Source organism: Enterobacter sp. MEB024 (assembly GCF_030209635.1).
GTDB lineage: Bacteria > Pseudomonadota > Gammaproteobacteria > Enterobacterales > Enterobacteriaceae > Enterobacter > Enterobacter ludwigii.
Map to the genome: position 1 here is coordinate 219,310 of NZ_JARVRQ010000005.1, position 19,596 is coordinate 238,905.

A 19,596-nucleotide genomic window follows, 5' to 3' on the forward strand; every position below is an offset into this window, starting at 1 on the left:
ATGTTGGCTACAGCGGATTTAAATCCAGCACAACATCAGTTCAGACAAAAACAGGGTCGGGTAAGGTAAATGGCAAAGGTATCACTGGAGAAAGACAAGATTAAATTCCTGCTGGTTGAGGGCGTGCATCAGAAAGCGCTTGATAGCCTTCGTGCAGCAGGTTACACCAACATCGAATTTCACAAAGGCGCGCTGGACACCGAAGAGCTGAAAGCGTCCATCCGTGATGCCCATTTCATTGGCCTGCGATCCCGTACCCAACTGACTGAAGACGTGATTGCCGCGGCGGAAAAGTTGGTTGCCATCGGCTGTTTCTGCATCGGTACCAACCAGGTTGATCTGAATGCCGCCGCAAAACGCGGTGTGCCTGTCTTTAACGCCCCGTTCTCCAACACCCGTTCCGTGGCGGAGTTAGTGATTGGCGAGCTGCTGCTGTTGCTGCGTGGTATTCCGGAAGCTAACGCCAAAGCGCACCGCGGCGTGTGGAACAAACTGGCTGCGGGTTCATACGAAGCCCGTGGTAAAAAACTCGGTATCATCGGCTATGGCCACATCGGTACTCAGCTGGGGATCCTGGCTGAATCCCTGGGGATGCATGTCTATTTTTATGATATCGAAAGCAAACTGCCGCTGGGCAACGCCACTCAGGTTCAACACCTCTCTGACCTGCTGAACATGAGCGACGTGGTCAGCCTGCACGTGCCGGAAAATGCGTCGACGAAAAACATGATGGGTGCTGAGGAACTGGCGCTGATGAAGCCGGGGTCACTGCTGATCAACGCTGCGCGCGGTACGGTTGTCGATATTCCGGCGCTGTGCGATGCGCTGAAGCGTAAGCATCTGGCGGGGGCGGCAATTGACGTCTTCCCGACTGAGCCTGCTACCAACAGCGATCCGTTCACCTCTCCGCTGTGCGAATTCGACAACGTGATCCTGACGCCGCACATCGGCGGCTCGACGCAGGAAGCGCAGGAAAATATCGGTCTGGAAGTCGCGGGCAAGCTGAGCAAATACTCCGACAACGGTTCTACGCTCTCTGCCGTGAACTTCCCGGAAGTGTCTCTGCCGTTGCACGGTGGCCGTCGTCTGCTGCACATCCATGAAAACCGTCCGGGCGTGCTGACTGCAATCAACCAGATCTTTGCCGAGCAGAGCGTCAACATTGCCGCGCAGTATCTGCAAACGAACTCTCAGATGGGTTACGTGGTAATTGATATTGAAGCGGACGAAGATGTAGCGGAAAAAGCGCTGCAGAGCATGAAGGCCATTCCGGGTACCATTCGCGCCCGTCTGCTGTACTGATTCTGTTTCTGTGAGCATAAAGCCGGGTCGCTACCCGGCTTTATTTTACCAGCGCCAGGTTTTGCCCGGCGTCACTACCGCAGGCAGCGGAATATCCCACTTCTCTACCGGCAAGGCTTCCACGCCCTGACAGTCATGTGCGTATCCCACAGGCTGTAAATGATACTGCTGCCAGTTTTGCAGCGTCCTGTCATAAAAACCGCCACCCATCCCTAAGCGCTGACCCTGCTCATCAAACGCCACCAGCGGCGTGATCAGTACATCCAGTTCTGAGAGGGGGAGTACGTCGCGGACATCGAGTTTTGGTTCGGTGATTTTCAGACGATTCACCACCAGTTCGCTGTGCGGGTGGTAGTGTAAAAACAGCAGATTTCCCTGGCTAAACGGATGCAGCACCGGCAGGTACACTCTCTTCCCGGCGCGCCACAGCTGTTCGATCAGCGGTTGAGTATCCAGTTCGCCATCAAACGAGAGGAACAGGGCGACGGTACGCGCCATCACAACAGGGGGATAGGCCATCATACGGGCTGCGCCTTGCTGGGCAAACTGTGCTTGCTGTTCGGGAGTTAACGCACGACGGCGTTGACGCATGAGCTGACGGATGTCCTGGCGTGAGGAAGAGACTTCAGGGAGTTGGGTCATGGTAGTCGGTAGAAGAAAAAGAGAGGGAATCTCCGAGATGCCGCCGCAGGCTGTAACCCTTGAACCCTTGGTTCAAGGTGAATGTGTCGTCATAGTTTTAAGGCTTCTCGGACGAACCGAGCATGCTCACCAACCATGGAGCGCCACATTCTTGTGGTATGAAATATCGGCTCAGGGGACTGGCCCGCTTGCGAACATCTCAGAGAAATTTTGTCTTCACAGTTACTCTACCATAGTCAACTGAGAAGTGTTATTCAAACTTTGGTCCCGGTCTTTCGGGATTGCGACCTTGATCAAGCAATGCCTGTTCAATGGTCTGCTGGAGCATTTTAATGCGCTGCTCCATGCTTGCCGCGTAATCGCGGGTCTTCGCTTTTTCCTGAGTCAGTTCATAACTGATGTTCAACGCGGCGATGAAAACCAGCTGCTCAGTATTTGTGACTCTAGTGCGTTCTTTGAGATCTTGCAACCGCTGATTCAAATCGTCCGCAGCCTGATTCAAGGCATCCCTTTGTTCAGGCGGACAATTCACTCGCAGTGAACGGCCAAAAATCTGGAGATCGACGGGTTGTGCAGACATGCCACCTTCCTGCTGATTGACTGCGCTGCCTTCGCTTACTGCCCCGGGGGCTGCGAAGGGGCGACACTATAGCTACCCTGATGTGAAGATACAAGCCCTTTTCTGGTATCACCAGGGTCCAAAGTGGTAGCATATCATGAATATTCCTCCCAACGATGACGAATGCGCATGTCTATACAGAACGAAATGCCTGGTTACAAGGATTTAAACCAGTTACTGAACCAGCAGGGAGTCGGTTTAACCTCTGCGGAAATGCACGGTCTGATCAGTGGCATGCTGTGCGGCGGAAACAGCGACAGCTCATGGCAGCCGCTGATCCACGACCTGACGAACGAAGGGCTGGCGTTTGGTCACGAGCTGGCGGAAGCCGTGCGTAAAATGCACTCCGCGATCAGCGATTCGCTGGAAGACGATGGCTTCCTTTTTCAGCTTTATCTGCCTGAAGGCGATGACGTCAGCGTCTTCGATCGTGCCGATGCGCTCGCAGGTTGGGTCAACCACTACCTGTTGGGGCTGGGCGTCACGCAGCCGAAACTCGATAAAGTGACCGGCGAAGCGGGTGAGGCTATCGACGATCTGCGTAACATTGCGCAGTTGGGCTACGATGAAGACGAAGACCAGGAAGAGCTGGAAATGTCTCTCGAAGAGATCATCGAATACGTTCGCGTTGCTGCTTTGCTGTGCCACGACCACTTTACGCGTTCGCAGCCGACCGCGCCGGAAGTCCGCAAGCCAACCTTACATTAAGAAAAATAACGCACAGGAGGGTGTCATGGTTATCTCAAATCAAGAGTATTCGCGCCGTCGTCAGGCGCTGCTGGCCAATATGCAGCCGGGCAGCGCCGCGCTGATTTTTGCTGCGCCAGAAGTGACGCGCAGCGCCGACAGCGAATACCCCTATCGCCAGAGCAGCGATTTCTGGTACTACACCGGCTTCAACGAGCCGGAAGCGGTACTGGTGCTGATTAAGAGTAATGACACCCACAACCACAGCGTGATTTTTAACCGCGTACGCGATCTCACTGCCGAAATCTGGTTCGGCCGCCGCTTAGGGCAAGAGGCTGCGCCAGAGAAGCTGGGGGTGGATCGGGCGCTGGCATTCAGTGAAATCAACCAGCAGCTCTATCAACTGCTCAATGGCCTGGATGTGCTTTACCACGCGCAGGGCGAGTATGCGTATGCCGATGAGATTGTCTTTACCGCTCTGGATAAGCTGCGCAAAGGTTCGAGGCAGAATCTGTCCGCGCCAGCCACCCTGACGGACTGGCGTCCGGTGGTGCATGAGATGCGTCTGTTCAAATCCCCGGAAGAGCTGGACGTGATGCGCCGCGCGGGTGAAATCAGTGCGCTGGCACACACCCGTGCCATGGAGAAATGCCGCCCGGGAATGTTTGAATACCAGCTGGAAGGGGAGATTCATCACGAATTTAACCGCCACGGCGCGCGTTATCCTTCTTACAACACCATTGTCGGTGGCGGTGAAAACGGCTGCATTCTGCACTACACCGAAAACGAAAGTGCGCTGCGCGACGGCGATCTGGTGCTGATTGACGCCGGATGCGAATTCCAGGGGTATGCGGGCGATATTACCCGTACGTTCCCGGTGAACGGTAAATTCACCCCCGCACAGCGCGCGGTGTATGACATCGTCCTCGAATCGCTCGAGACGGCGCTCAGGCTGTACCGTCCAGGCACGTCCATTCAGGAAGTGACCGGCGAAGTGGTGCGCATCATGATCACCGGTCTGGTGAAGCTCGGTATCCTGAAAGGCGACGTGGATACCCTGATTACCGAGAACGCGCATCGTCCGTACTTTATGCACGGCCTGAGCCACTGGCTGGGGCTGGATGTGCATGACGTGGGAGCATACGGTGCCGATCGTTCCCGCGTGCTGGAGCCAGGCATGGTATTAACCGTTGAGCCGGGGCTGTATATCGCGCCGGATGCCGACGTGCCGGAAGCATACCGCGGGATTGGCATTCGTATCGAAGACGACATCGTCATTACCGAAACCGGCAACGAAAACCTGACCGCCAGCGTCGTGAAAAATGCTGACGATATCGAGGCGCTGATGGCAGCGGCACGCGTATGAGCGTGATTATCGTTGGCGGCGGGATGACCGGAGCCACGCTGGCACTGGCCATCTCGCATTTTACGCAGGGAAAACTGCCGGTGCATCTGGTGGAGGCCGTTGCGCCAGAGGCCTCTGATCACCCCGGTTTTGATGCCCGCGCCATTGCACTGGCGCAGGGTACCTGTCAGCAACTCTCACGCATTGGCATCTGGCAGGCGATAGCCGACTGCGCGACGGCGATTAACACCGTTCACGTCAGCGATCGCGGTCATGCCGGTTTCGTTACCCTGGATGCGCATGATTACCGTATAGATGCGCTGGGCCGGGTCGTGGAGCTGCACGACGTCGGGTTACGCCTGTTCCGCCTGCTTAAGGATGCGCCAGGCGTGACTCTGCATTGCCCGGCGCGTGTGGCCAGTTTTAGCCGCAGTGACGCGTCGGTCAACGTGGTGCTGGATAACGGTACCGTCCTTGAAGGCCAGCTTCTGGTAGCGGCAAACGGTTCGCGCTCTTCGCTCGGCACGCAGTGCGGCGTGGAGTGGCGACAACAGCCCTACGGGCAGGTGGCCGTCATTGCTAACGTTTCGACAGCGGGCGCTCACAACGGCCGCGCTTTTGAGCGTTTCACCCAGCATGGCCCGCTGGCGATGCTGCCTATGTCCCACGATCGCAGTTCGTTGGTGTGGTGCCATCCGCAGGACAACGCGGCTGAGATACAGACCTGGTCTGACGAACGTTTTTGTACCGAGCTGCAAAAAGCCTTTGGCTGGCGGCTGGGACGTATTACCCACGCGGGAAAGCGGAGCGTATACCCGTTGTCGCTGACCACCGCCTCGCAGTCTATCTCCCATCGCATGGCGCTGGTCGGCAATGCCGCGCAGACATTGCATCCCATCGCCGGGCAGGGGTTTAACCTCGGGCTTCGCGACGTGATGAGCCTGGCAGAAACGCTTTCGCAGGCGTGGAGCGAGCAAAAAGACTGTGGTGCCTGGTCGGTGCTCAGCCATTACCAGAAGCGACGCCGGGCAGATAAAGAGGCGACGATTGGTGTGACGGATGGTCTGGTGCACCTGTTTGCCAATCGCTGGGCACCCCTGGTTGCAGGCCGCAATCTTGGGCTGATGGCGATGGAATTATTCATTCCGGCACGTGACGTGCTGGCGCAGCGGACTCTTGGTTGGGTCGCGCGTTAAGGAGTTATCACCGTGCAAAATGTTGATGTCGCCATCGTTGGCGGCGGAATGGTAGGACTGGCGCTGGCCTGTGGTTTACAGGGCAGCGGCCTGCGCGTTGCGGTACTGGAGCAAAACGTGCCTCAGCCTGTCGCGCAGGACGCGCCGCCGGAACTGCGCGTCTCGGCAATCAATGCGGCCAGTGAAAAGTTGCTGACGCACCTTGGCGTCTGGTCAGAGATCGTGGCGCAGCGTGCCAGCTGTTATCACGGCATGGAAGTGTGGGACAAAGACAGCTTTGGTCATATCGCGTTTGATGATGAAAGCATGGGCTACAGCCATCTGGGACACATCATCGAAAATGCCGTTATTCACCATGCTCTGTGGCAAAAAGCGCAGTCCTGCAGCGATGTCACGCTGCTGGCACCGGCGCAAATCCAGCAGGTCGCCTGGGGAGAAAACGACGCCTTTATCACCCTGCAAAGCGGTGACATGCTGACCGCACGACTGGTTGTGGGCGCTGACGGTGCCAACTCCTGGCTGCGTAACAAGGCGGATATTCCGCTGACGTTCTGGGACTATCGCCATCATGCTCTGGTGGCAACGATTCGCACTGAAGAGCCGCACGGTGGGGTGGCGCGCCAAATCTTCCACAATGACGGCATTCTGGCATTCCTGCCGTTGAGCGATCCGCACCTGTGTTCGATTGTCTGGTCTCTGGTTCCTGATAAAGCGCAACAGATGCAGGAAGCGACTCCCGAGGCATTCAACCAGGCGCTGTGCGTCGCGTTTGATAACCGTCTTGGGCTATGCACCCTTGAGAGCGAGCGGCTGGTGTTCCCGTTAACCGGGCGCTATGCGCGTCAGTTTGCGGCGCACCGTCTGGCGCTGGTGGGTGACGCGGCGCATACGATCCATCCGCTGGCCGGGCAGGGCGTGAACCTTGGCTTTATGGACGCGGCAGAGCTGGTTGAAGAGTTGCGTCGCCTGCATCGCGAAGGCAAAGATATCGGCCAGCATCTCTATCTGCGTCGCTACGAACGCAGCCGTAAGCACAGTGCAGCGGTGATGCTGGCAGGCATGCAGGGTTTCCGTGAGCTGTTTGCCGGCGCGAATCCAGCGAAAAAACTGCTGCGCGACCTCGGCCTTAAACTTGCCGATACCCTTCCGGGCGTAAAACCTCAACTCCTTCGCCAGGCGATGGGTCTTAACGACCTGCCGGACTGGCTGCGCTAATATAGACCCCCGTCACACTTTGTTTTCCCGGCCTCTGCGCCGGGGAAATTCGCTCGTTTGAAATAATCTAATTTCACCGCATTTTTCGCATTAGAAAATCTAATCTTACTATTTTTATGTTACGGAAATTCCGCCCGTTTTTCCGCATGAAATATCACCATCTGCTAAATCCTGTTAGAGCAATGTTAATTTTATGCGGGTTTAATCGCAGTTTGCCAGTGAATAACTCTGTAAGCTTTTTCGTGTTTTTAGGTCATAAGCTAATGTGATGACCCGTTTTACCTTATGGTTAATCGCCGGTTTCGGTGGTAAGTTCAGGTAAAAGAGAACGTTTGCGTCGGGGTCCAGAAAGCGATCGCGGCGCCGGGTTTCGTGGCACTGTTCAGGTGTGCGAAACGCAAGACAGCCCTGCTTATTCAACGAGGAAAAGATGGCTCAACAGACTCCTTTGTACGAACAACACGTGTTATGCGGCGCACGCATGGTGGACTTCCATGGCTGGATGATGCCGCTGCACTACGGCTCGCAGATTGATGAGCACCACGCGGTGCGCACCGATGCCGGTATGTTCGACGTGTCACACATGACGATTGTCGACCTGCATGGCAGCCGCACCCGGGAGTTTTTACGTTATCTGCTGGCAAACGACGTCGCCAAACTGAAGACGCCAGGCAAAGCGCTCTACACCGGCATGCTAAATGCCTCCGGCGGCGTAATTGATGACCTCATCGTCTATTACTTCTCTGAAGATTTCTTCCGCCTCGTTGTAAACTCCGCCACCCGCGAAAAAGACCTCTCCTGGATTACCCAACACGCTGAGCCTTACGCCATCGACATCACCGTCCGCGATGATCTGTCGCTGATCGCCGTACAGGGGCCGAACGCGCAGTCTAAAGCCGCCTCTCTGTTCAGCGATGAGCAGCGTAAAGCCACCGACGGCATGAAGCCGTTCTTCGGCGTACAGGCAGGCGATCTGTTTATCGCGACCACCGGCTACACCGGTGAAGCGGGCTATGAAATTGCCATGCCGAATGAGAAAGCCGCCGATTTCTGGCGTGCGCTGGTGGAAGCCGGCGTTAAGCCGGCAGGTCTGGGCGCGCGCGATACGCTGCGTCTGGAAGCCGGTATGAACCTCTACGGGCAAGAGATGGATGAAGGCGTGTCACCGCTGGCGGCCAACATGGGCTGGACCATCGCCTGGGAACCGGCTGACCGTGAGTTTATTGGCCGTGAAGCGCTGGAAATGCAGCGTGAAAAGGGCACTGAACAGCTGGTTGGCCTGGTGATGACCGAGAAAGGCGTGCTGCGCGGCGAGCTGCCGGTGCGTTTTACAGATGCTGACGGCAACCCGCGTGAAGGCGTGATCACCAGCGGTACCTTCTCCCCGACGCTGGGCTACAGTATTGCACTGGCGCGTGTTCCGGCGGGCATTGGCGAAACGGCAGTGGTGCAAATCCGCAACCGTGAAATGCCGGTCAACGTGACCAAACCGATTTTTGTTCGCGCCGGTAAGCCGGTCGCCTAATCATTTTTATCAGGAGAACTTCAATGAGCAATGTGCCAGCAGAACTGAAATACAGCAAAGAACACGAGTGGCTGCGCAAAGAGGCGGACGGCACTTACACCGTAGGGATCACCGAGCATGCGCAGGAGCTGCTGGGCGACATGGTGTTTGTTGACCTGCCTGAAGTCGGCGCATCCGTGGAAGCAGGCGATGACTGCGCCGTGGCCGAGTCCGTAAAAGCGGCTTCTGATATCTACGCCCCGGTAAGCGGTGAAATTGTTGCCGTGAACGACGCCCTGAGCGACTCCCCGGAGCTGGTGAACAGCGAGCCTTATGAAGGCGGCTGGATCTTCAAAATCAAAGCCAGCGACGAATCGCAGGTCGCCGCGCTGCTGGATGCCACCGCGTACGAAGCGCTGTTAGAAAACGAGTAAGCCTTAACCCTCTCCCCTTTGGGGGGAGGGTAGGGTGAGGGGAACAGACGACACCCTCACCCCAGCCCTTTCCCTCCGGGAGAGGGAGAAAACACATTCACTGCACGTTTCAGGAACCATCGCTCATGACACAGACTTTAAGCCAGCTTGAAAACCGTGGCGCCTTCATTGAACGTCACATTGGGCCGGATGCTCAGCAACAGCAGGAGATGCTGAAGACAGTTGGCGCGGATTCATTAAATGCACTGATCGGCCAGATTGTGCCAAAAGACATCCAGCTTGCCACGCCGCCTCAGGTGGGTGAAGCCACCACTGAATTCGCCGCTCTGGCGGAGCTGAAGGCGATTGCCGGCCTGAACAAGCGCTATAAGTCTTACATTGGCATGGGCTACACCAACGTGCAGTTACCCCCGGTTATTCTGCGTAATATGCTGGAAAATCCGGGCTGGTACACCGCCTACACCCCGTATCAGCCAGAAGTTTCTCAGGGCCGTCTGGAAGCGCTGCTGAACTTCCAGCAGGTTACGCTGGATTTGACCGGCCTGGATATCGCGTCCGCTTCACTGCTGGATGAAGCCACCGCCGCCGCCGAAGCAATGGCAATGGCGAAGCGCGTGAGCAAACTGAAAAATGCCAACCGCTTCTTCGTGGCAGCGGACGTGCATCCGCAAACGCTTGATGTGGTTCGTACCCGTGCCGAAACCTTTGGTTTTGACGTGATTGTCGACGACGCCGACAAAGTCCTCGATCATCAGGATGTGTTTGGCGTGCTGCTGCAACAGGTCGGCACCACCGGTGACGTTCACGACTACAGCGCACTGATTGCTGAGCTGAAAGCCCGCAAAGTGGTTGTCAGCGTCGCGGCTGATTTTATGGCGCTGGTCCTGCTGACGGCTCCAGGTAAACAGGGCGCGGACATTGTTTTCGGTTCTGCACAACGCTTTGGTGTCCCGATGGGCTACGGTGGCCCACATGCGGCGTTCTTTGCCGCAAAAGATGAATTCAAACGCTCCATGCCTGGCCGTATCATCGGCGTTTCAAAAGATGCCGCCGGTAACACCGCGCTGCGCATGGCAATGCAGACTCGCGAGCAGCATATTCGTCGCGAGAAAGCGAACTCCAACATCTGTACCTCGCAGGTCCTGCTGGCCAATATCGCCAGCCTGTACGCTGTCTTCCACGGTCCGGTTGGCCTGAAACGCATTGCCAGCCGTATTCACCGTCTGGCGGATATTCTGGCCTGTGGTCTGCAGCAGAAAGGCCTGAAACTGCGCCACGCCCATTACTTTGACACGCTGTGCGTTGAAGTGGCTGACAAAGCCGCGGTGCTGGCTCGTGCTGACGCGGCAGAGATCAACCTGCGTAGCGACATCCATAACGCGGTAGGCATTACCCTGGATGAAAGCACTACCCGCGAAGATATCGTTAACCTGTTTAACGTCTTGCTGGGCGATGCACACGGCCTGGATATTGATACGCTCGATAAAGATGTCGCGCTCGACAGCCGCTCTATCCAGGAAAGCATGCTGCGTGATGATGCGATCCTGACTCACCCGGTGTTCAATCGCTACCACAGCGAAACCGAGATGATGCGCTATATGCACTCTCTGGAGCGCAAAGACCTGGCGCTGAATCAGGCGATGATCCCGCTGGGCTCCTGCACCATGAAGCTGAACGCTGCGGCAGAGATGATCCCAATCACCTGGCCTGAATTTTCCGAGCTGCACCCGTTCTGCCCACCAGAGCAGGCGGAAGGTTACCATCTGATGATCAACCAGCTCTCCGACTGGCTGGTGAAGCTGACCGGTTACGATGCACTCTGCATGCAGCCAAACTCCGGGGCGCAGGGGGAATACGCGGGCCTGCTGGCAATTCGTCACTATCACGAAAGCCGCAATGAAGGGCATCGCGATATCTGCCTGATCCCGAGTTCTGCGCATGGCACCAACCCGGCGTCTGCCCAGATGGCGGGTATGGAAGTGGTGGTGGTGGCCTGCGACAAGAATGGCAACATTGACCTGGCCGATCTGCGTGCGAAAGCCGAGCAGGCGGGTGAAAAACTCTCCTGCATCATGGTGACCTACCCGTCCACCCACGGTGTGTACGAAGAGACCATCCGTGAAGTGTGTGAAGTGGTCCATCAGTTCGGCGGTCAGGTTTATCTCGACGGTGCGAACATGAACGCACAGGTTGGCATTACCTCTCCGGGCTTTATCGGCGCGGATGTGTCGCACCTGAACCTGCACAAAACCTTCTGCATTCCACACGGCGGTGGTGGTCCAGGTATGGGCCCAATCGGTGTGAAAGCACACCTGGCGCCGTTTGTCCCAGGCCACAGCGTAGTGCAGATTGAAGGCATGTTGACCCGTCAGGGCGCGGTCTCTGCGGCACCGTTCGGTAGCGCCTCAATCCTGCCCATTAGCTGGATGTATATCCGCATGATGGGCGCGGAAGGGCTGAAGCAGGCAAGCCAGGTGGCTATCCTCAACGCTAACTACATCGCAACGCGTCTGAAAGAAGCGTATCCGGTGCTCTACACGGGCCGTGATGGTCGTGTGGCGCACGAGTGCATCCTCGATATCCGTCCTTTGAAAGAAGAGACAGGTATCAGCGAGCTGGATATTGCTAAGCGTCTGATTGACTACGGATTCCATGCGCCAACCATGTCGTTCCCGGTGGCGGGTACGCTGATGGTTGAACCCACCGAGTCTGAAAGCAAAGTTGAGCTGGACCGCTTTATTGACGCGATGCTGGCTATCCGCGCTGAAATCGACCGCGTGAAAGCCGGTGAGTGGACGCTGGCTGATAACCCGCTGGTTAACGCACCGCACACCCAGAATGAGCTGGTCTCCGGGTGGGAGCACGATTATACCCGTGAGCAGGCGGTGTTCCCGGCCGGCATAGCAAACAAATACTGGCCGACCGTGAAACGTCTCGATGACGTCTACGGTGACCGTAATCTGTTCTGCTCTTGTGTGCCAATGAGCGAATACCAGTAATCGTTCCGCGGTTATAACGTGTTACAGGCCGGGTCAGCGTTAACGCTACCCGGCTTTTTTTATAAGGAGACATAGATGGCAATTGCACTGGTCACCGGCGCCAGCCGCGGTATTGGTAAAGCCACCGCGCTGCAGCTGGCGCGCGAAGGCTACACCGTAGCGGTGAACTATCACCACAACATTAAAGCCGCGACGGATGTGATCACGATGATTACCGACGCGGGGGGTAACGCGTTTGCCGTGCGCGCAGATATCAGTGATGAAGCTCAGGTGCTGGCAATGTTCGACAGTATCGATCGTGAAGCCGGACCGCTTACCGCACTGGTGAACAACGCCGGGATCCTGTTTGAACAATCCACGATTGAACACCTCTCCGCTGAACGGATCAACCGCGTGTTAGCCACGAACGTGACCGGTTATTTCCTCTGCTGCCGCGAAGCGGTAAAACGCATGTCGTTCAGACATGGTGGCAAAGGCGGCGCGATCGTGAACGTGTCATCCGCGGCATCGCGCCTCGGTGCTCCGGGTGAATATGTGGATTACGCCGCGTCCAAAGGTGCTGTCGATTCGTTGACGACGGGATTATCGCTGGAAGTGGCAGCGCAAGGGATCCGCGTAAACTGCGTGCGTCCCGGGCTGATTTACACCGAGATTCATGCATCTGGCGGTGAGCCGGGCCGGGTGGATAGGGTCAAATCCATGCTGCCTATGCAGCGTGGCGGTCAGCCGGAAGAGGTGGCGCAGGCGATTGTCTGGCTGCTGAGCGAGAAAGCCTCGTATGTGACGGGAAGTTTTATTGAACTGGCGGGTGGGAAATAAACATCTCCTCTCCCCATCGGGGAGAGGAGAAAAGCGTTAAAGCGTCTCGCCGTTGCTGGCAATCACGTCTTTGTACCAGTTAAAGCTCTTTTTCCGCGAGCGTGACATATCGCCGGTACCGTCGTCGTGCTTGTTCACATAAATAAAGCCGTAGCGCTTGCTGTACTGGCCGGTAGTGAACGACACGCAGTCGATGCAGCCCCACGGGGTATAACCCATCAGATCCACGCCATCATACGTGACGGCTTTCATCATCTCTTCCACGTGCGCACGCAGGTAGTCGATGCGGTAGTCATCGTTGATGCTGCCGTCTTCTTCTACTTTGTCGTAGGCGCCAAAGCCGTTTTCCACGATAAACAGCGGTTTCTGATAACGCTCGTACAATTCGCACAGGGAATAGCGCAGACCCACCGGGTCAATCTGCCAGCCCCAGTCAGAGGCTTTCACATGCGGGTTCGGTACGCTGCCTTCAAAGCCTGAGATAGCATCGCCAGTACCGCCTTCCGCTTTCACAGCGTTGGTCATGTAATAGCTGAAGCCCAGATAGTCACAGGTGCCTTCACGCAGGATCTGCTCGTCACCCGCTTCCATATGGATGGTGAAGCCACGGCGTTCCCATTCATTAAGCACATAGGATGGGTAGTAACCGCGCAGCTGGACATCGGTAAAGACATAGCGTTCACGCATGGATTCCTGTGCAAACATCACGTCCTCTGGTTTACAGGAGAACGGGTAGAGCGCCACCATTGCCAGCATACAGCCGACTTTCATTTCCGGGTTAATGCGACGCGCCGCTTTCACCGCCAGCGCGCTGGCAACGAACTGGTGGTGCAGCACCTGGTACATGGTCTCTTCCGGATTGTCATGCTCGGTATAAACCACGCCTGAGCAGCAGTAGCCAAACAGCGGCGCACGCCAGTTACGCTGGTTGTTGATCTCGTTAAAGGTCATCCAGTATTTGACCTTATTTTTGTAACGCTCAAACACCACTTCCGCGAAGCGCACAAAGAAATCCACCACTTTACGGTTGGTCCAGCCGCCGTACTCCTGCACCAGGTGGAGCGGCATTTCGAAGTGGGAGAGGGTGATGACCGGTTCAATATTGTATTTCAGCAGCTCATCGAACATGTCGTCGTAGAACTTCAGGCCTTCTTCATTCGGCTGTGTTTCATCCCCTTTCGGGAAGATACGCGTCCAGGCGATAGAGGTGCGGAAACATTTGAAGCCCATCTCAGCAAACAGTTTGATGTCTTCTTTGTAATGGCCATGGAAGTCGATAGCTTCGTGGTTCGGATAGTATTTCCCCGGCACGACTTCCTGCGTGATTTCGCGCGGCACGCCGTGCGCACCGCCCGTTAAGACATCGCAGATGCTCGGCCCTTTACCGCCTTTGTTCCAGCCGCCTTCAACCTGGTGAGCGGCCACTGCGCCGCCCCATAAAAAGTCTTTTGGTAGGGTAAGTTTTTTCATCGCTGCTATTCTCAGTAAATGACATATTGCGTTCGAGTCTAGCAAAGCGGAATTAAATGTCACGATATAACAATTCGCTGAAAATGTAATTTGTCACATCGAAAAAACAGGGTGTTTTATTCTGTCAATTTCTTCGCCAGTTTCCGGCCAAGCGATTCGAGAATATAGATGACGGGTATTTGTGTGGTGATATCGTACACGCCGCCTATCCGCGTCTGAGGGACATGCCAGGAGAGGTTAAAGTCCGCGAGCTTTGCCAGGCGCGAGTGCTCGTGGCTGGTTATGGAGAGCACTTTGCAGCGATGCAGGCTAAACTGGCTGGCAAAGCGCAGGATCTCTTCAGTTTCACCGGATACCGACAGCACAATCGCCAGCGCGTTTTTAGCCATATCATTGGTGACCGGGAAATAAGGATCGTCGATGTGGTTGCTGAATTTACCGATATTCGAAAAGAAGCGTGCGCCATATTTTGCCAGCGAGCCAGACGTGCCCGCACCGACAAATATAATACGTTCGGAATATAAAATAATATCGACCGCCTCATCTAATAAAGCATCGAACTCTTCGTTATTAACGCCTTTAAAGAAGCTGATAATTTCACTGGCACCAAAATTTGCCTGCTGAGGTTCGTTCTGCTCTAAATAGAGCTTAAAGCGCACGCGGAATTCAGAGTAGCCTTCGCAGTTGAGTTTGCGGCAAAAGCGCAGGATAGTGGTCGTTGAGACGCCAGCCGCATCCGCCAGCTCGCGGATGGTCATGTACATGACTTTGTCACGATTTTTAATGACATAGTTGTAGACCATCATTTCCAGATTATTGAGACTGGCAATGGCGGCGTGGGTGAACATACTCACAATGGCGAAACTCTCATTCAGACATCATTTATCCATCATAACATGCAGCAAGTCGGCAGGATCCAATTTTATGCCCTTGATTCTTAATGATTAAATTTTAATGTGAACAAACGTTAGGTGAATAATTTGTTTATGTTCATGATTTATAGATAAAAATTATGTTTGTGAAATTATTTTAGCTAACAGGTGTTCACTGGAATCATTCTCAGTTAGCATAGACAGGTGATGAATATTCATCGTTAGTTTTCCCGGAGTTTTGTATGGTGAGCAGACCATTAATTGCACAGGGATATTCGCTGGCTGAGGAAATAGCCAACAGTATTAGCCACGGTATTGGCCTGGTTTTTGGGATTGTCGGTTTAGTGTTATTGCTGGTGCAGGCGGTGGATACGAATGCCAGCGCAATGGCCATTACCAGCTACAGTCTGTATGGCGGGAGTATGATCCTGCTGTTCCTGGCGTCGACGCTGTACCACGCTATCCCGCATCAACGGGCCAAGATCTGGCTCAAGAAATTCGACCACTGCGCTATCTATCTTCTTATTGCAGGTACCTACACGCCTTTCCTGCTGGTGGGTCTTAACTCGCCGCTGTCGCGTGGCCTGATGATTGTTATCTGGAGCCTGGCGCTGCTGGGGATCCTGTTTAAGCTGACCATTGCCCACCGGTTTAAGGTGCTGTCGCTGGTGACCTATCTCACGATGGGCTGGCTTTCGCTGATTGTGGTTTATCAACTGGCGATCAAGCTGGCGGTAGGGGGCGTGACGCTTCTGGCCGTTGGGGGCATCGTCTACTCGCTGGGCGTCATTTTCTATGTCTGCAAGCGTATCCCGTACAATCATGCTATCTGGCATGGGTTTGTGCTGGGCGGTAGCGTGTGCCACTTTTTAGCGATTTATCTCTATGTGGGGCAGGTTTAATTTCAGAACGTTGATCTTCTTGCCTCCGCCCTTTCTTCGTGAGAGTAAGCAAAAAAAAACGGTAACCGTCAGGTTACCGTTTTTTTATCTCGTCGCCGGGCAATGACGCCTTACTCTTCCAGCGAATACGGCAGTGGCTCAATGCTCAGCGTATTGGCATCGTCACGCACGCGGAACACGCTGTCGGCTTCCATATCGTTGTTCATGACGGCCTGAACCAGAAGGCGGCCATCATCCAGTTGAACTGCGGCTAACACCGTGCCGGTACGGCGCCAGTTCTCGCCCATCTTCAGTTCTAAATCTTCACCAGCGTCAGGCACGCGGCTGGCGTGGCCCGCCAGGGTCCACAGTGCGCGTTTGTTGGCTCCGCGGAATTTGGCGCGTGCCACCATCTCCTGGCCGGTATAGCACCCTTTCTTAAAGCTAATGCCACCCAGCGCCTGCAGGTTGGTGGCCTGAGGAATGAACTGCCCGCTGTTTGCGGCGTCAATCACCGGCAGACCGGCTTCAATGTTCAGCGCCAGCCACTGTTGGCTGTTATTAAACTGGGCTTCACCGCGCAGCGCCTCGGTGACGCGTTCGGCGGTCGCGGTATCCGTGACTAACAGAAAGCGTTCCGCCGGGTGTTCAAACCACAGGATAGACGTTGCGCCTTCGCTGACGACCTGTTTCTGGGCATCCGGGAGTTCACTGAACAGATTTTTCAGCGCCGCACGGGCCTGGAAGCCTGCCACGCCCAGCAGAACGTGTTCATCATCCGCGGCAATAGTGACTTTTGAGAAGACCGCGTATTTTTTCAGCTCGGTGAGCTGCGCGTCCCGCAGGCTGCGGCGCTCAATAAAGGCAAAACCCTCCTGGCGACGGAACAGGCGCAGGTTGCTCCACATCTTCCCTTTTGGATCGCAGTGTGCGACCAACAGATGCTGATGTTCGTCCATCTGGCTGACGTCGGCGGTTACCTGGCCCTGCAGGTATTTTTCGCTGTCTGCACCGGTGAGTGTCGCCAGCGCCCAGTCATCAAGAGTAATAAGCGTCAGCGGCAGACGCGCAGAGGCGGCGGGCTGGCGAGGAGAAAATGGTGTAAAGGCCATAACGATATCCTGAATTGCTTAACGCTTTGATAATGCCTAATGGTAAAAGAGCCTGCTGGCATTGCAAGCGCTTTCAACAGGCCATTTGTGCCATAACCCGGTTATGCGTAGCGCCACGCAAAATAGTGTAATCCGCTGTCTTTATAGGGTTTATTGTGGAAGCGCGCTCGTGGTTCGCAATATTCCAGTAAAGAAACGGTCAAAAACACGTTACACTAGCTGGTGTCCCCGCAGAGAAATCAAGAACACTGGACGGGGTGCCGACTGTGCCAAACGTAATGCAGGAAACAGAACATGGATATTAACAACAAGGCCCGTATTCACTGGGCGTGCCGTCGCGGCATGCGTGAACTTGATATTTCCATCATGCCTTTCTTCGAATATGAGTATGACAGCTTAAGCGATGATGATAAGCGTCTGTTTGTTCGCCTGCTTGAGTCTGACGATCCTGATTTATTTAACTGGCTGATGAATCACGGCAAACCCGCCGACACCGAGTTGCAACGGATGGTGCAATTAATTCAAACACGGAATCAGGAACGTGGTCCTGTGGCAATCTGACCTTCGCGTCTCGTGGCGCTCGCAGTGGATGTCGTTGTTGCTCCACGGCCTGGTCGCGGCCTTTGTGTTACTGATGCCGTGGCCGCTTAGCTATACGCCTCTGTGGCTGCTGTTGCTGTCGTTTGTGGTGTTTGACAGCGTGCGCAGCCAGCGCCGCATTCATGCCCGTCAGGGGGAGATCAAATTACTGATGGATTCCCGCCTGCGCTGGCAGGGAAAAGAGTGGGAAATTCTCGGTATGCCCTGGATGATCGCTTCCGGCATGATGCTGCGGCTACGTAGCGTGGACAGCGGGCGTCGCCAGCATCTGTGGCTGGCCGCGGACAGTATGGATAGCGCTGAGTGGCGGGACCTGCGTCGGATGTTATTACAGCAACTGACGCAGGAGTAATTCGCGTTAGCTGAACTGTTCTGCCATTTCGCCCAGAATCTGCTCACACCAGCTTTGCAGGCGCTCATCGCTGAGATCGTACTGGTTGGTTTCATCCAGTGCCAGCCCGACAAACAGCTGCCCATCGGCAATAATCGGTTTCTTACTGGTGAACTCGTACCCTTCGGTTGGCCAGTAACCGATAAACGTGACGCCCTTCGGTGCCAGTTTGTCGTGCAGCATGCCGAGTGCGTCCAGGAACCACTCACCGTAACCCAGCTGATCTCCCATGCCGTACATGGCAATGATTTTGCCGTCGAGGTTAAGCGTATCAAGCTGGTCCCAGATGGCTTCCCAGTCTTCCTGTATTTCGCCGAAATCCCAGGTCGGGATGCCGAGGATCAGCACGTCGTACTGCTCCATCAGCGTAAGCGCGTCATCTTTCAGGTTATGCAACGTCACCAGTTCCGGGCCAATGATGTCCCGAATTTTCTCTGCCGCCATTTCGGTGTAGCAGGTGCTGGAACCATAGAACAGACCAATATTCATCGCGTGACTATCTCAATTCTTGCTTTGACTTTGCGCGTAGTGTACCAGAAACCGATCGCAATCAGGCATAATGGCCTGACTGCAGAATCAAAGGGGCTGATGTGGAAAAGGATCTCGCACTCATCGAACAGTTTCTCGATGCTCTGTGGCTGGAGAAGAACCTGGCCGAGAATACGCTCAGTGCCTACCGGCGCGATCTCACCATGCTGGTGGAGTGGCTGGCGCACCGTGGGCTGTCGCTGGCGAACGCCCAAAGCGACGACCTGCAGGCGCTGCTGGGCGAGCGGATGGAAGGGGGCTACAAGGCCACCAGTTCCGCACGTTTGCTCAGCGCAATGCGTCGGCTGTTCCAGCACCTCAACCGTGAGAAAATTCGCGAAGACGATCCCAGCGCGGTCCTGGCCTCCCCGAAACTCCCGCAGCGGCTGCCGAAAGATCTCAGCGAAGCACAAGTTGAGAGATTATTACAGTCACCCGCAGTTGACCTGCCGCTGGAGTTACGCGATAAAGCCATGCTTGAGCTATTGTATGCTACCGGTTTGCGTGTTTCTGAACTGGTCGGCCTGACGATGAGCGACATTAGCCTTCGTCAGGGCGTGGTTCGTGTAATCGGTAAAGGAAACAAGGAAAGGCTGGTGCCGCTGGGTGAAGAGGCGGTGTACTGGCTGGAAACGTATCTGGAGCACGGTCGTCCATGGTTGCTTAATGGCGCTTCAATCGACGTCTTGTTCCCCAGCCAGCGCGCACAACAGATGACGCGGCAAACGTTCTGGCATCGCATCAAACATTACGCCACACTGGCGGGTATCGACAGTGAAAAGCTTTCGCCACACGTTTTGCGTCATGCCTTTGCGACGCATCTGCTGAACCACGGCGCCGACCTGCGCGTGGTGCAGATGCTGCTGGGACACAGCGATCTTTCCACGACCCAAATTTATACCCATGTCGCGACGGAACGGCTGCGGCAGCTACACCAACAGCACCACCCACGAGCGTGAGTGCCGACGAATTAGGATCTT

The 19,596-nt window shown here is 55.4% G+C and carries 19 protein-coding genes and 1 other RNA gene; 13 read left to right on the top strand and 7 right to left on the bottom strand.

Features of this window, described 5'->3' with window-relative positions; all coding sequences use genetic code 11:
- Window positions 1-69 precede the first annotated feature (69 nt).
- Window positions 70-1,302 carry a phosphoglycerate dehydrogenase gene (gene serA, locus QRN24_RS10650; protein WP_014171529.1) on the top strand — a complete coding sequence of 411 codons (1,233 nt, stop codon included), beginning with the start codon at window positions 70-72 and terminating at the stop codon, window positions 1,300-1,302.
- A gap of 45 nt (window positions 1,303-1,347) precedes the next feature.
- Here the strand turns inward: serA and QRN24_RS10655 are convergent, their stop codons facing one another.
- The 3 genes from QRN24_RS10655 to zapA all read right to left on the bottom strand — a co-directional run bounded on the left by QRN24_RS10655 (window position 1,348) and on the right by zapA (window position 2,524).
- Window positions 1,348-1,944 carry a 5-formyltetrahydrofolate cyclo-ligase gene (locus QRN24_RS10655; protein ID WP_032670177.1) on the bottom strand — a complete coding sequence of 199 codons (597 nt, stop codon included), beginning with the start codon at window positions 1,942-1,944 and terminating at the stop codon, window positions 1,348-1,350.
- Window positions 1,945-1,969: 25 nt separating this feature from the next.
- A non-coding RNA gene (gene ssrS, locus QRN24_RS10660) (6S RNA) lies at window positions 1,970-2,153 on the bottom strand.
- A 41-nt stretch (window positions 2,154-2,194) separates the two neighbouring features.
- Window positions 2,195-2,524: a cell division protein ZapA gene (zapA, locus tag QRN24_RS10665; protein WP_006811891.1), complete on the bottom strand. Its 330-nt coding sequence runs from the start codon at window positions 2,522-2,524 to the stop codon at window positions 2,195-2,197.
- A gap of 168 nt (window positions 2,525-2,692) precedes the next feature.
- Between zapA and QRN24_RS10670 the strand changes: the two genes are divergently transcribed.
- The 8 genes from QRN24_RS10670 (at window position 2,693) to QRN24_RS10705 (ending at window position 12,762) form a co-directional block, all read left to right on the top strand.
- Entirely contained in the window at window positions 2,693-3,271 is a 579-nt protein-coding gene (locus tag QRN24_RS10670; RefSeq protein ID WP_025203274.1) for a YecA/YgfB family protein, read from the top strand.
- A gap of 31 nt (window positions 3,272-3,302) precedes the next feature.
- Entirely contained in the window at window positions 3,303-4,616 is a 1,314-nt protein-coding gene (pepP, locus tag QRN24_RS10675) for a Xaa-Pro aminopeptidase (RefSeq protein WP_284942735.1), read from the top strand.
- Window positions 4,613-5,791, top strand: a complete 1,179-nt coding sequence (gene ubiH / locus QRN24_RS10680) for a 2-octaprenyl-6-methoxyphenyl hydroxylase (RefSeq protein ID WP_032678928.1) — start codon at window positions 4,613-4,615, stop codon at window positions 5,789-5,791. The genes pepP and ubiH overlap by 4 nt, the downstream gene beginning before the upstream one ends.
- Window positions 5,792-5,803: 12 nt before the next feature.
- On the top strand, window positions 5,804-7,006 hold the full coding sequence (gene ubiI, locus QRN24_RS10685) for an FAD-dependent 2-octaprenylphenol hydroxylase (RefSeq protein ID WP_032680331.1): 1,203 nt from the start codon (window positions 5,804-5,806) through the stop codon (window positions 7,004-7,006).
- 430 nt (window positions 7,007-7,436) lie between these two features.
- On the top strand, window positions 7,437-8,531 hold the full coding sequence (gene gcvT / locus QRN24_RS10690) for a glycine cleavage system aminomethyltransferase GcvT (RefSeq protein WP_020883724.1): 1,095 nt from the start codon (window positions 7,437-7,439) through the stop codon (window positions 8,529-8,531).
- 23 nt (window positions 8,532-8,554) lie between these two features.
- On the top strand, window positions 8,555-8,944 hold the full coding sequence (gene gcvH, locus QRN24_RS10695; RefSeq protein WP_014171522.1) for a glycine cleavage system protein GcvH: 390 nt from the start codon (window positions 8,555-8,557) through the stop codon (window positions 8,942-8,944).
- A gap of 125 nt (window positions 8,945-9,069) precedes the next feature.
- A complete protein-coding gene (gcvP, locus tag QRN24_RS10700; protein ID WP_138014143.1) occupies window positions 9,070-11,943 on the top strand; it encodes an aminomethyl-transferring glycine dehydrogenase in 2,874 nt (957 codons plus the stop codon).
- 75 nt (window positions 11,944-12,018) lie between these two features.
- A complete protein-coding gene (locus tag QRN24_RS10705; RefSeq protein ID WP_014171520.1) occupies window positions 12,019-12,762 on the top strand; it encodes an SDR family oxidoreductase in 744 nt (247 codons plus the stop codon).
- Window positions 12,763-12,798: 36 nt separating this feature from the next.
- Here the strand turns inward: QRN24_RS10705 and bglA are convergent, their stop codons facing one another.
- Window positions 12,799-14,232 carry a 6-phospho-beta-glucosidase BglA gene (gene bglA / locus QRN24_RS10710; protein WP_032678925.1) on the bottom strand — a complete coding sequence of 478 codons (1,434 nt, stop codon included), beginning with the start codon at window positions 14,230-14,232 and terminating at the stop codon, window positions 12,799-12,801.
- Between the two features lie 116 nt (window positions 14,233-14,348).
- On the bottom strand, window positions 14,349-15,080 hold the full coding sequence (locus QRN24_RS10715) for a MurR/RpiR family transcriptional regulator (protein WP_284942736.1): 732 nt from the start codon (window positions 15,078-15,080) through the stop codon (window positions 14,349-14,351).
- A 266-nt stretch (window positions 15,081-15,346) separates the two neighbouring features.
- Here QRN24_RS10715 and trhA point away from each other — a divergent pair, with 266 nt between their 5' ends.
- Entirely contained in the window at window positions 15,347-16,006 is a 660-nt protein-coding gene (trhA, locus tag QRN24_RS10720) for a PAQR family membrane homeostasis protein TrhA (RefSeq protein WP_014171517.1), read from the top strand.
- A 110-nt stretch (window positions 16,007-16,116) separates the two neighbouring features.
- Here the strand turns inward: trhA and ygfZ are convergent, their stop codons facing one another.
- Window positions 16,117-17,097 carry a tRNA-modifying protein YgfZ gene (gene ygfZ / locus QRN24_RS10725; protein ID WP_020883730.1) on the bottom strand — a complete coding sequence of 327 codons (981 nt, stop codon included), beginning with the start codon at window positions 17,095-17,097 and terminating at the stop codon, window positions 16,117-16,119.
- A gap of 294 nt (window positions 17,098-17,391) precedes the next feature.
- On the opposite strand from ygfZ, the gene sdhE reads away from it, so the two are divergent.
- The gene (sdhE, locus tag QRN24_RS10730; protein ID WP_003863437.1) at window positions 17,392-17,658 is read left to right on the top strand and encodes an FAD assembly factor SdhE; all 267 of its coding nucleotides are present in this window, start codon (window positions 17,392-17,394) and stop codon (window positions 17,656-17,658) included.
- Window positions 17,639-18,049 (top strand): protein YgfX, encoded by a 411-nt coding sequence (locus QRN24_RS10735; RefSeq protein ID WP_014171514.1) that lies wholly within the window; start codon window positions 17,639-17,641, stop codon window positions 18,047-18,049. The genes sdhE and QRN24_RS10735 overlap by 20 nt, the downstream gene beginning before the upstream one ends.
- Before the next feature lie 6 nt (window positions 18,050-18,055).
- Here the strand turns inward: QRN24_RS10735 and fldB are convergent, their stop codons facing one another.
- Window positions 18,056-18,577, bottom strand: a complete 522-nt coding sequence (fldB, locus tag QRN24_RS10740; RefSeq protein WP_014171513.1) for a flavodoxin FldB — start codon at window positions 18,575-18,577, stop codon at window positions 18,056-18,058.
- Window positions 18,578-18,678: 101 nt separating this feature from the next.
- On the opposite strand from fldB, the gene xerD reads away from it, so the two are divergent.
- Window positions 18,679-19,575, top strand: coding sequence for a site-specific tyrosine recombinase XerD (gene xerD, locus QRN24_RS10745; protein WP_149376033.1), 897 nt, complete (start codon window positions 18,679-18,681; stop codon window positions 19,573-19,575).
- The last annotated feature ends 21 nt before the right edge of the window (window positions 19,576-19,596 follow it).